The 13,116-nt window shown below is 37.7% G+C and carries 11 protein-coding genes; 2 read left to right on the plus strand and 9 right to left on the minus strand.

The features are described from left to right. Window positions 1-9 precede the first annotated feature (9 nt). The 8 genes from dapG to BM057_RS05275 all read right to left on the minus strand — a co-directional run bounded on the left by dapG (window position 10) and on the right by BM057_RS05275 (window position 7,866). Window positions 10-1,203 carry an aspartate kinase gene (dapG, locus tag BM057_RS05240; RefSeq protein WP_047390056.1) on the minus strand — a complete coding sequence of 398 codons (1,194 nt, stop codon included), beginning with the start codon at window positions 1,201-1,203 and terminating at the stop codon, window positions 10-12. Window positions 1,204-1,462: 259 nt separating this feature from the next. Further along, complete coding sequence (locus BM057_RS05245; protein ID WP_047390055.1) at window positions 1,463-1,696, minus strand: YkuJ family protein; 234 nt, start codon at window positions 1,694-1,696, stop codon at window positions 1,463-1,465. Between the two features lie 189 nt (window positions 1,697-1,885). Next, on the minus strand, window positions 1,886-2,752 hold the full coding sequence (locus tag BM057_RS05250; protein ID WP_092091972.1) for an NAD(P)-dependent oxidoreductase: 867 nt from the start codon (window positions 2,750-2,752) through the stop codon (window positions 1,886-1,888). A gap of 114 nt (window positions 2,753-2,866) precedes the next feature. After that, window positions 2,867-3,925 carry a glycosyltransferase family 4 protein gene (locus tag BM057_RS05255; protein ID WP_245741811.1) on the minus strand — a complete coding sequence of 353 codons (1,059 nt, stop codon included), beginning with the start codon at window positions 3,923-3,925 and terminating at the stop codon, window positions 2,867-2,869. Window positions 3,926-3,959: 34 nt separating this feature from the next. Then, complete coding sequence (locus BM057_RS05260) at window positions 3,960-5,126, minus strand: glycosyltransferase (protein WP_092091974.1); 1,167 nt, start codon at window positions 5,124-5,126, stop codon at window positions 3,960-3,962. Between the two features lie 392 nt (window positions 5,127-5,518). Beyond that, on the minus strand, window positions 5,519-7,240 hold the full coding sequence (ptsP, locus tag BM057_RS05265; protein ID WP_092091976.1) for a phosphoenolpyruvate--protein phosphotransferase: 1,722 nt from the start codon (window positions 7,238-7,240) through the stop codon (window positions 5,519-5,521). Continuing rightward, a complete protein-coding gene (locus BM057_RS05270; RefSeq protein ID WP_047390049.1) occupies window positions 7,240-7,506 on the minus strand; it encodes a phosphocarrier protein HPr in 267 nt (88 codons plus the stop codon). The genes ptsP and BM057_RS05270 overlap by 1 nt, the downstream gene beginning before the upstream one ends. 153 nt (window positions 7,507-7,659) lie before the next feature. Continuing rightward, entirely contained in the window at window positions 7,660-7,866 is a 207-nt protein-coding gene (locus tag BM057_RS05275) for a hypothetical protein (RefSeq protein WP_092091978.1), read from the minus strand. A gap of 219 nt (window positions 7,867-8,085) precedes the next feature. Between BM057_RS05275 and BM057_RS05280 the strand changes: the two genes are divergently transcribed. Continuing rightward, a complete protein-coding gene (locus BM057_RS05280; RefSeq protein ID WP_092091980.1) occupies window positions 8,086-10,317 on the plus strand; it encodes an ATP-dependent Clp protease ATP-binding subunit in 2,232 nt (743 codons plus the stop codon). 304 nt (window positions 10,318-10,621) lie between these two features. Then, the gene (locus BM057_RS05285) at window positions 10,622-10,921 is read left to right on the plus strand and encodes a DUF1827 family protein (RefSeq protein WP_047390046.1); all 300 of its coding nucleotides are present in this window, start codon (window positions 10,622-10,624) and stop codon (window positions 10,919-10,921) included. Window positions 10,922-11,325: 404 nt separating this feature from the next. On the opposite strand, the gene BM057_RS05290 is transcribed toward BM057_RS05285, so the two are convergent. Continuing rightward, window positions 11,326-12,909: a peptide chain release factor 3 gene (locus BM057_RS05290; protein WP_047390045.1), complete on the minus strand. Its 1,584-nt coding sequence runs from the start codon at window positions 12,907-12,909 to the stop codon at window positions 11,326-11,328. Window positions 12,910-13,116: the final 207 nt, after the last annotated feature.

A 13,116-nucleotide genomic window follows, 5' to 3' on the forward strand; every position in this document is an offset into this window, starting at 1 on the left:
AAAGGTTGCTCAATGTAAGAATACGGTGTGTAATGTATTCACAGCCTTTTTAAGATTCTTTCCATCAATCAAGACCCAAATCGTAGTATAGCTGTCAGAAGTTTGATAGAAAGGAATGCCTTCCAGATTCAAAGCAGAAACGATTTTAGCCATTACTCCTGGGACACCAGTGATTCCTGCCCCGACAATAGCCACTTTGGAACAATCTAATCGTTCATCAAAGTCACATTGGTGAGCAGTAAAAATTTCTTTTGCAGCCGCTTCATGATGTGCTTTGACTGTAAAAACCGCTGAATCAGTGAATAGGTTGATAAAGTCCAAGCTGATCCCAGCACTTGCTAACGCTGAAAATACTTTTTCCTGCTGCTGATTGTCAGCGTGAAGGGTGAACTGAATCAAGTCTTTTACATGAGCGATCCCTGTTACCAAACGATAATGTTCAATCTGACTTTCCACATGAGTAACCAGTGTACCCAACACATCAACCGGCTGATAGGTAGAACGGATACGTAAAGGAATGCCAGCTTGTAGAGCAATTTCGACTGCTCTTGGATCAATAACTTTTGCGCCTTCATGCGCCATGTTACTAACTTCATAGTAACTGACAGTGTCTAAAAAATGAGCACTTTCTACCAAACGAGGGTCAGCTGTCATCAAGCCGGAAACATCCGTAAAAATATCGATTCTTGCTGCTTGGAACGCAGCACCTAAAAAGGCTGCGGTGGTGTCGCTGCCGCCTCTTCCGATCGTTGTGATGTGTCCATTTTCTGAAACACCTTGAAAACCGGCCACAACAACAACATCATTGGTTTTAAAGTAATGATTGATAAGATCTGTATTGATTTCTTTTACCTTTGCATTTCCATAATCATCACTTGTTAAAACACCAGCATCTTGACCGGTCAACCCTACTGCAGAAAGACCGCTTTTTTTCAATAGATGAGTAAAAACGGCTGTGGAGATCGTTTCTCCCACTGAGAGAAGCATATCTTTTTCTCGTGGATCTAAAAAGCTGTGATAGCCTTCTACCATGTCCAATAAAGAATCCGTTGCATATGGATCACCTTTTCGTCCGATCGCAGAAACAACAACGATCACTTTATAACCTTCTGAAACAGCATGTTCAACATGTTTTTTTGCTGCTGTGCGGCTTTCTTCATCTTTAACAGACGTTCCGCCAAATTTTTGTACTAAAATCTTCATTTTTTCCATCCTTTTAAAAAAGAAGAGCTGGTTTTTCATTTGTTGACAAACAGAAGACCCTACTCCTCGCGATTTAGTTGATTTAAACCCTCTCTACTTTAACACCATTTGGTTCAATTTTAAATGGTCTATCTTTAACTTGTAAGATCTTTTCAACTTTTAAAAAATGGGTTTGTCCTTTTGATATAAAAAAGGAATCGAACATATCCGCTCAATTCCTTTTTTTATTCGTTTGTGTGTAAAAAAGCTAATGAAAAAATTAGTCTTGTAGCAATTCATAAATTTCAATAGCGATCAAATCGATATCATCGAATTTATACACTTGATTTGTTTCATGTTCTTCTAATTCGAACGTTTCAGCTTTTGTATCGTAGGTAATCAGACAACGTTCTTCTCCATTTTTTTCAAAACGGCGAACTTGCACTTCGTTATCTTTATCTTCAACCATTGCTTCCAAACGACGAATAATGGCTGTTAGTTGTGAAGATTTCATACTTTGTGCCCCTTTCAAGTCTTAACTCAGTATCATTTTAACAGATTTCTTTTCAAATAACATTAAACTACACTATTTTTTTGAAAAAAACGTTTCTCTTATGAAAAAAAATGGTTGTGTTTCCTTTTATCTCATAAAAAAAGACGGGACAACAACCCCGTCTTTTTTTTAATGAATCAGTTTGATTTATTAATCGTTCCACCATAGCTTGATCAAAGCTTGTGTCCCATCATTGCCGTGTCCATTATCTTCTAATTTTTCATACAATTTTTCTGCCAAAGCAGTTGCTGGCAAATCAATTCCCATCTTTTTAGCTTCGTCCAAAGCTATTTTCAAATCTTTGACAAAGTGTTTAACAAAGAAACCTGGAGAATAATCTTCCTTTAAAATACGCGGAGCATAATTAGACAATGACCAGTTCTGAGCACTGCCTCCTCCAACTGTATCTAATACCTTTTCTAGATTCAACCCCGCTTTATCAGCATAAACCAACAGTTCGGTCATTCCGGTCATCGTTCCGGCAATCATGATTTGATTCGCCATTTTTGTATGTTGGCCACTTCCTGCAGGGCCTTGAAGATTAACTTTGCTAGAAAAAACATCAAAAAGAGGTTTAATATGATCGAAAGCATCTTGCTCTCCTCCAACCATTGTCGTCAATGTTCCTTTTTTAGCACCTAAGTCTCCACCTGAGACTGGCGCATCCAAGACAGCTATCCCCTTTTCTTTCCCTTGATCAAATATTTTCTTTGCCAAAGTAGGTGTGCTGGTTGTCATGTCGATCAATATTTGGTCGTTATGAGCAGCCAAAAAAATGCCTTGGTCACCAAAATAAATTTCTTCTACGTCTGTTGGATAGCCCACGATTGAAAAGACAGCTTCTGAAGCTGCAGTGACTTCCGCTGGTGTATCGTGCCAAACCGCACCCATTTCAACCAGTTCATCTGTTTTGCTTTTGGTACGGTTGAACACATGCATTTCATATCCTGCATGGAGAAGGTGTTTAACAATTGAAGCGCCCATTACACCTGTTCCAATGAACCCTATTTTATTCATATTATTCCACTCCTTTTCTTCATCTTCTTTTTTTAGTATAACATAACGCACATAAAAAAAATGAACCTCAACTTCGAAAACAACGTGTTGATGTTCATTTTATTCGCTCTATTTTTAAACCAAGTCACTGTGACTCTTTTGCTGTTCTTTTTGATAAACTGCTAATTGCTGTTGGTAAAATATTTTCCATAACTCTGCCGTTTTTTCTTCAGCATAGAAGCGATTCCCAGCAATTGCTTTTTTCTTTACATTCTGTAAATCAATCGGATTGTTTTTTAATTGAACTATTTTTTCTGCCATTTCTTTCTGGTCAGCAGCTGGTTCATAATACCCTTCTAGAACCGGCTTATACAAAAAAAGATCTCTCAGCATAACAGGCGTTTCACATGCAAAAGCTTCTAGTATACACATCGGAAACAATTCCTCGTAAGAAGGCAATAAAAACAAATCAGCCAGTTGATAATAGTCACGCATATCTTCTCGTTGAATGATTCCCGTAAACAATAAGTTTTTGGGTGGATGCTCCATAGCATACTTATATTTTTCGTATCCATCTGTTATTTTTCCAAACGAAAAGCCACCGGCCCAAATAAATTGAATGTCAGGCATAGCCTCAGCCAGTTGAATAAAATCAAATACCCCTTTTCGCTCCTGTACCTGTCCTGCTCCAAATACAACGAATCGGTCTTGCGCCAATCCTTTTTTCGCTCGCAATGCATTGATTTCTTGATCTGTATTAGGGAAAAATTGATCATTAGATACAACATTTGGAATATAAGTAATGTGTTCTCTAGGGATGCCCACTTTCACTAGTTCTTCTATAAAAACTGGATTAACGACTACCAAATGATCCATCCGCTTATAAAAAGAAATGACATATCGATAGAGTATTTTTTCAATGATTTTAGGTAAATGAAGGCTGCCCTTTAAAGTAGATGGCAGAAAATGGACATAGCCAATCCTTCTGCCAAATCTTTTCCTAAAAAAAGTTGTGATGTAAAAGGGTATATCAATGGTATGATAATGGCTCAATTGCGTTCGGCGATACTGATTGATATTGATTTGGATCTCATCTGAATGGTACTTTTTTAATAGTCGAATCAACTCTGAATAAGCACTGCCCACTCCTTGGCCTTGCACTTTTTCAGCTGAAGAAAACATGGTCACTTGCATCTCATCATCTCCTCTCAATGGGATTTTGATTTTATTAAGAGGAAAATTCTTTATCCCATGTATAAGTGTCAAGAACAGTCTCATAAAAATCCATGACTTCTTCTGCAAAAACCTCTGATGAGATAGCTTGCAGCAGGTGTTTGCGTTCAATCGCCTCTTGATTTTCTGAATGACTTTTTTCAAGATATTGAATAACGGTTTGTGCCAGCTCTTTGTCAGTATGGTACGTAGCGCCAAAATCGCCGCTATAAATCAGCATATTCGTATATGAACAATCTTTAGCAATAATGGCTGTTCCTGCCGCAATGGCTTCAATATAAGTCAATCCCTGTGTCTCGCTACTCGAAGCATTGACATAAAGATCAGCAGCTTGATAATAGGCATTCACTTCGCTGCTTTTGACTTCTCCGACGAAATACAATGCTTCTTTTAGCGACAAATCTTCAGATAATTGTTCAAGCGCCATTCTATTTGGTCCGTCACCAACTACAAGCATTTTTGCTGAAGGATAGCGTCTTAAAATTTCCGGCATTGCATGCAACAATGCTTCAATATTTTTTTCTTCTGCTAATCGGCTTAAAGAAAGCAGCACAATATTATGCGCAGAAATATTTAATTCGCAACGAATATCTCGATCAGATTTTGCACTCAGTTTTTTCAAGTTGACACCAGTCGGGATTACAGCTATTTTTTGGCTAACACCATAGCTCAGTAAAATCTGTTTTGTTTTCTCACTGGGTACAATGATACCATCTGTTTGATTACAAAAATATTTTGACATGATTTTGACATGACTAGGACGTAAAATTTTCCCCTTAGCAACATAATGAAGGTATCTTTCGTATAAAGTGTGATAGGTATGGACACAAGGGATACGCATTTGTTCTGCTACATATTTACCCGTCAAACCCAAACTGAACTCTGTTTGCGTATGGATCATTTCTAACCCTAATTGACGAGCCATCTTCAATGCTTGATGTTTTCCTCCAATTGCAACACGTCGGTCTTTAAAAGAAAAAAATGGAATACTCGTGAACCGGACAATGTCTTTTTCTTCTTCTTCATTGGCATGTGGATCAGTTGTAGTAAATATCGTAACTTCGTGTCCATTATCCTCAAGTTCTTCCTTAAGTGTCTGGATAGAAGTGGCCACACCGCTTACTTGAGGAAAATAGGTGTCGGTGAAAATCCCTATCTTCATTCCCATTCACTCCTTTACAACATTATGCGCTGTTTTTATTTTTTTAGAAACTAAGATGTATCATTTTACTTTCCATCACTGTTATTTTAGCAAATAAAACGAGCATCTGCATCCAACTTGAGCTGTAATATTTGATTCGACCAATTTTTTTATTTTTTACATCTGTTGTGACTGTCCTTATATCTTGGAATCGAGAAATTCTTTTCCTTTTTTTGTAATGAAATAGGCTTGATTAGGAAGAGACATGTTGTATATCTTTCATTTTTTATACGATCAGTATGTATACAAATAGTGGTGATCATATGAATAAAGGATAAAACCATAAAAAGAGGATGACTTCAGTTTAGAGCTGAAGCCATCCTCTCTATGGTAAAACAATGAAAAATCTTGTTTTACTTTGTATATTCCTCAACTAAAGCTACAACTTCATCAGCAGTGTCGCATTCATTGATTGCTTTATCTGCTAACTCAGCCATATCTTTTGTGCTTAGACGTTTCATCAAGCTGCGTGTTTTCAAGATGCTTGAAGCACTCATAGAAAACTCGTCTAGTCCTAAACCAAGCAATAATGGAACAGCTGTTTGATCGCCGGCCATTTCTCCACACATTCCAGCCCATTTTCCTTCATGGTGAGCAGCGTCAATGACGTTTTTCACTAAACGTAAGATGGATGGATTGTATGGTTGGTAAAGGTAAGATACTTGCTGATTCATACGGTCTGCTGCCATGGTGTATTGAATCAAATCATTTGTTCCAATACTGAAGAAGTCAACTTCCTTAGCAAATTTATCTGCCAAGACAGCTGCTGCTGGAATTTCGATCATGATCCCAATTTGAAGGTCTTCAGAAACTTCTACACCTTCATTGACCAATTTTTCTTTTTCTTCCATTAGCATAGCTTTCGCTTCGCGGAATTCTTTTAACGTAGCGATCATTGGGAACATGATCCGCAACGTACCATATGCAGAAGCACGTAACAATGCCCGCAATTGGGTTCTGAACATATCAGGTTCTGCTAAGCAGATACGAATAGCACGGTAACCTAAGAAAGGATTCATTTCTTTAGGAAGATCCAAATAAGGTAATTCTTTGTCCCCACCGATATCCATTGTCCGAACAACAACTGGACGATCGCCCATTCCTTCTAAAACAGCTTTGTAAGCTTGGAATTGGTCTTCTTCGGTCGGGAATTCATTTGAATCCATATAAAGAAACTCTGTCCGATACAAACCAACTGCTTCGGCACCGTTATTGTTTACACCATCTAAATCTTTTGGTGTACCAATATTTGCTGCCAACTCAACATGTTTGCCATCAGCCGTAACTGTTTCTTCATTTTTTAATTTATCCCATTCAGCTCTTTGATCAGCGAAAGTTTTCGCTTTTTGTTCATATTTTTGAACATCATTTTCATCGGGTTGAATAAGTACATCTCCTTCTAAGCCGTCTACAATGACCATTTCGTCATTTTTAACACTTGAAGTGATGTTTTTTGATCCGACGATAGCCGGAATTTCTAAAGATCTTGCCATAATAGCAGAGTGAGAAGTTCTTCCGCCGATGTCTGTTACAAATCCTTTGACATAATCACGGTTTAACTGAGCTGTATCACTAGGAGTCAAGTCATGCGCAATAATAACCACTTCTTCGTCGATCGTTGAAGGGTTTGGCAATTTTACTCCTAGTAAGTGACTGATTACGCGTTTACGAACATCTCTGATATCAGCTGCTCGTTCTTGCATGTAAGGATTGTCTTCCATGGCTTCAAAAATACCGATAAACATATCGGTTGCTTCCTGCAAGGCACTTTCAGCGTTGACCTTATTGTCTTTAATATTGCTTTCAATTGTTTGGATCAACTCTGGATCAGATAGAACCATCGCATGTGCATCAAAAACTTGCGCTGCTTCTTCTCCCAAAGTTTTAACAGCATTCGCACGGATACTTTCCAGTTCATCTTTTGCGTTGCTGATTGCTTCTTGTAGACGAGCAACTTCAGATTCTGAATCTTCAACTGATTCTTTGGTAAAAGATAAATCTGGTTCAACGAGCATATAGGCTTTCGCGATTGCTATTCCGTCACTTGCTGCGATCCCAGTTAATTTTTCTACCATTACTCAGCTAATCCTTCTTTCTTCATTGTTTCTTCAACGCCTGAGATAGCTTCAGCTTCATCAGCGCCTTCTGCAGTGATGGTTACGTCAGAACCTTGACCTACGCCAAGAGACATAACGCCCATGATAGATTTCAAGTTAACAGATTTGCCTTTGTATTCAAGGTTGATATCTGAGTTGTATTTGCTAGCAGATTGCACCAATAATGTAGCAGGACGTGCGTGGATCCCTGTTTCAGCTATAATATGAAATTCGCGTTTTTCCATAGTCGAAAATCTCCTTTATGTTTCAATATTTTTTTATAGAATTACATCCATTCATTTTAAGAAATAACAAGCTTTTCTTAAAATAAACTATATAACCCTTTCAACTTCTAAGATTACCATTTTTTTGACTTTTCCACAACTATTTTTCTCGATCTATTCCAGTTTTGACTCATTTTCATGAGGTTGGAAATGGTATTCGACATCCCCACCACGTTTTGCGTAACCAACAATGGCTTTTTTCTGTGGATGTTTTATCCAACATTCCCGAAAAATCAAAAAATCTTCCTTATGTATCGTCAATTCTTCAATTTCTCCACTTATAAGAGCATCTAATTGTTTTTCTATTTCTTCTTTTCCCATAGTATTTCCCTTCTTTTGTCCCCATGATGATCGCTTCATTAACTATTCTTTTTTTATCCTACACTTTTTGTTTACTTTTTTCTATCTTTTCACAGTAAAATACTTGAAAGTCAAAGTTGGTCAGTGTATAATAGTCACATAAGGTCAGAAAAGGTCAAACGAATATTGACCTTAGAATATGAAACCTGATTTAAGAACTAAGAAAGGTTGTGACAATAGATGTTATGTCAAAACTGTAAACAAAATGAAGCGACTATCCATCTATATACAAGTGTGAACGGCCGCAAAACTCAAGTTGACTTATGTCAAAATTGCTATCAAAAATTAAAAAACAATCATGAATATGGAATGAATGGAAATCGTAACCCTCAAGATCCATTCGGTTTTGGCGGCTTTGATGATCTATTCCGCTCTTTCCAAGGAAATGCAGGAAGATCCGATGCTTTCGATCAAACACCTCCTACACAAGGCGGAAGATTTGGTGGCGGACAACAACCTCCTCGTAACAACAAAGGCGGTTTGTTAGATGAATACGGAACTAACCTAACCGATCTAGCTCGGACTGGTGCGATCGATCCTGTCATTGGAAGAGACAGAGAAATTGAACGCGTCATTGAGATCCTCAATCGCCGAACTAAAAATAATCCTGTGTTGACTGGTGAACCTGGTGTCGGAAAAACAGCAGTTGTTGAAGGTTTAGCACAAAGAATCGTTGATGGAGACGTTCCGCAAAAATTAATGGACAAACAAGTGATCCGTTTGGATGTAGTTTCTCTAGTACAAGGGACAGGTATCCGGGGACAATTTGAAGAACGTATGCAACAACTGATGAATGAAGTCAAAGCCTCCCCTTCCATCATCTTATTTATTGATGAGATTCATGAAATTGTCGGTGCTGGTAGCGCAGAAGGCAGCATGGATGCTGGCAATATCTTGAAACCTGCATTGGCTCGCGGTGAACTTCAATTAGTCGGCGCAACGACATTGAAAGAATACCGTGCAATCGAAAAGGATGGTGCCTTAGAACGTCGGATGCAGCCGGTTCGTGTAGATGAACCTTCTATTGAAGAAACGGTAACCATCTTAAAAGGTATTCAAAAGAAATATGAAGATTATCATCATGTTTCTTATACAGACCAAGCCATTCGCAGTGCTGTTGATTTATCTGACCGATATATTCAAGATCGTTTCCTTCCAGATAAAGCAATCGATTTGTTAGACGAAGCCGGTTCTAAGAAAAATCTGACGATCCACACCATTGATCCTAAAATGATCGAAGAAAAAATCGCTGAAGCTGCTCAAGAAAAACAAGCTGCTTTACAAAAAGAAGATTATGAAAAAGCTGCTTATTATCGTGACCAAGCTGCAAAATTTGCTGGCATGCGCGATCAACAACAGCCTGATTCGGATAAACCAGTCATCACTGAACAAGATATGGTAAATATCATTGAAATGAAGACGAACATTCCTGTTGGAGAATTAAAAGACAAAGAACAAGAACAATTGCGGAATCTTGATAAAGATTTGAAAGAACATGTCATTGGACAAGATGAAGCAGTTGCAACGGTCGCCAAAGCTATTCGTCGTAATCGTGTTGGCTTTAATAAAAAAGGTCGTCCAGTCGGTTCCTTCCTATTTATTGGTCCAACTGGTGTCGGTAAAACAGAGTTGGCAAAACAATTAGCCCAAGAAATGTTCGGCAGCAAAGATGCCTATATTCGTTTTGATATGAGTGAATATATGGAAAAACACAGTGTGTCTAAATTGATCGGTTCTCCTCCTGGCTATGTCGGTTACGAAGAAGCGGGTCAATTGACTGAAAGAGTTCGTCGAAACCCTTACAGTATTCTTCTTTTTGATGAAATCGAAAAAGCCCATCCAGATGTCATGCATATGTTCTTACAAATCTTAGATGACGGGCGTCTAACCGATGCTCAAGGCAGAGTCGTTAGCTTTAAAGATACGATCATTATTATGACAAGTAACGTAGGAGCAGGTGAAATCGAAGCTAGCGTTGGTTTCCAAGCTGGAAATGCAGGAAATCGCAAGTCTGTCTTGAATCATTTGACGGATTACTTCAAACCTGAATTTATCAACCGCTTTGACAGTATTGTAGAATTCAACTCATTGACAAAAGACAATCTGCTGCACATTGTGGATTTAATGCTTGATGATGTCAATCAAATGCTGAAAGATCAAAACATTACGATTGAAGTCAGTCAAAAAGTAAAAGAAAAACTCGTTGATTTAGGATATGATCCTAAAATGGGTGCTCGACCATTACGCCGCGTCATTCAAGAACAAATAGAAGATCGCATCGCTGACTTTTATTTAGAATATCCTAACGAAAAAACGTTATCTGCAACACTAAATGACGATGACGAGATTACTGTATCGGCTAAAGAACCAGCAGCTGTCGAAAAGTCCAATGATACAAAAGAATCTAACTAAGCTTTCTAAAGAGGAATCCCCTAATGAAGAGGATTCCTCTTTTTTTGCACCTTTAATTACTATAATTTTGTCCATGTAAAAGCTATCCTCCCAGTAAATCATTATACGATTGTACATCACTTTTTATTACGGAAAAGAATAAGGAAAAGAGCTTGTCATAAACACCAACATTTCTTTCTTCAATGTTGAACAAAACTTACTTTTTCAAAGTTTTTAGCTATTTCGATAAATTATTTTTGAAATTCATTAAAAACAGCGGTATACTTATGCTAATAAAAGGATGAATGATTGATGAGGTGATCTTATGAAACTGATTGATGTAACTAATAGCCATCGAAATTTAGTCAGTCAGCAATTGCAAAATACAGACACAAATTTTATCAGAGTTTTTTCTTTAGGTCCTACAACTGTTATTCTGTCAGAAGCTAAAACTCATAGAGATGTCGTTTTGAAGAACCCGAAGCGTAATATAAAGAAAACAGAAATCAATTATGCGCTTCAAAAGATCCTCAAAGTCTCTCCGAAAAAGGTAGATATTATTTTTGCTCCAAATATCGCTGAGATTTCCATGAAAGTTGAGAATCCCACACAAAAATCTTCTTAATTATTTTCTGTTTCTGAAGGAATCGTCTCCCTGCACCTAATGGTATTTCATTTAAAAACGAAACAAAAAACGTTCCAACTCCTTAGTTAAACTAGTGAGTTGGAACGTTTTTTATTGGTTCTACAATATTTAACGTTGGTCTGTAAAGAATCAATTTTTTTAATGCTAAACTCGTTAGAATCCTATTTCTAGAAATTTCAAGAGGCGCATCGGGCTACTGATAGTCATGAAAAAAGATGCAATGTGAATCACTTAGTGTTAGGCTTTACCCCCTACACTAAGTTTGAAGCTTGCAAGCATTGAGACGTGATTTTCGGCTCAATGTGTTCTCTTGGCTTTCCATCAGTAGCCCATCGACCTTAGGAAATTTCTTTACCAACGTTAAAAGAGGAAGAATCTTTTTATTAAAGTAAAGTTTGTAAGGCTACGTCTGGGTATTTATCTTGGAACCAACGAGTAGCAAATTCATTTTCAAATAAGAATAATGGTTGATCGAAACGATCTAAAACGAGTAAATTACGACTAGAAGACATGTTTTCATCCAAGTCCTCTGGAGCAATCCAACGCGCAATTTTATTGCCCATAGGTGTCATGACCACTTCACTATTATATTCGTTTTTCATTCGATATTGAAAAACTTCAAATTGAAGCTGACCGACTGCCCCGATAATGTAATCACCTGTATGATAAGTTTTATATAATTGAATGGCACCTTCTTGAACGAGCTGCTGTACACCCTTATGAAATGATTTTTGTTTCATCACATTTTTGGCGTTTACCTTCATAAAGATCTCAGGCGTAAATTGCGGTAAATCTTCAAAATGAACGTTTAAACGATCTTCATAAATCGTATCACCAATTTGGAAGTTTCCGGTATCATACAGCCCAATGATATCTCCTGCTACAGCATGTTGAACTGTTTCGCGGCTTTCCGCCATAAATTGAGTTGAATTTGAAAGCTTCATTTTTTTATCGGTTCTTGCTAAAGTAACATCCATTCCTCTATCAAATCTTCCAGAACAAATCCGCACAAAAGCAATGCGGTCTCTGTGAGCTGGATTCATATTCGCTTGGATCTTAAAAACAAAACCTGAAAATTTTTCTTCATAAGGACTAACGGTTTCTTCTTCTTTTGTCACATGTTCAGAAGGGCCTGGCGCAAATTCTAAATAGGTTTCTAGAAAAGTTTGAACACCAAAGTTGGTCAAAGCTGAACCAAAAAACACAGGGGTCAACTCTCCGTCTGCGATTGCTTCTCTTGAAAATTCATTGCCTGCCTCTGTCAATAGAAGTGCATCTTCTAAAGCGCGATCATACAAAGTTGAATGTTTAATCGGGTGATCTCCTTCAATTTCGCCTTCTTCATTTAAAGGGGCGTAACGCTCTCCGTCTTTGCCGTTTACTTCAGGGCGGTGAACTTCTACGCGTTGATGGTAAATATCATAAAGGCCTAATAACCCTTTTCCCATCCCGATCGGCCAGTTCATTGGATAGGCATCGATTTCCAATACCTCTTCCAATTCAGAGATTAATTCTAGAGGTTCTTTTCCATCTCGGTCTAGTTTATTAATGAACGTGAAAATAGGGATCCCTCTCATGCGGCAAACTTTAAATAATTTTTTTGTTTGCGGTTCGATCCCTTTAGCACTATCGATTACCATGACCGCACTATCTACTGCCATCAATGTACGATAAGTATCTTCAGAAAAATCTTCATGTCCTGGTGTATCTAAAATGTTGATTCTTTTTCCATTGTAATCAAACTGCATAACGGAACTGGTAACAGAGATCCCTCTTTGCTTTTCAATTTCCATCCAATCCGATTTTGCAAATTTACCGGTTTTCTTTCCTTTAACAGTCCCAGCTTGGCGAATGGCGCCACCAAACAACAGCAGCTGTTCAGTGATTGTCGTTTTTCCCGCATCCGGGTGAGAAATGATCGCGAATGTTTTACGCGATGCAACTTCTTTATTTAATGTTTCTTCCATTTTGCTTTCTCCTTACTTCATTGATTCATTTTTACAGATGATATTCTTAGTTCATTATTTTTTATCTCGTTATGATTTTTTTGTTCACGAACTAAAATAGTATAGCACAAATCGGCTCTTTGACAAGTAGTGTTGGTGGGTCAAAAAAGTCAGAGCGATTACATCGCTTTGGCTTTTTTATTTTATGCTGCTTTTTCATCTTTAAAA

Source organism: Pisciglobus halotolerans (genome assembly GCF_900113675.1).
GTDB classification, from domain to species: domain Bacteria; phylum Bacillota; class Bacilli; order Lactobacillales; family Carnobacteriaceae; genus Pisciglobus; species Pisciglobus halotolerans.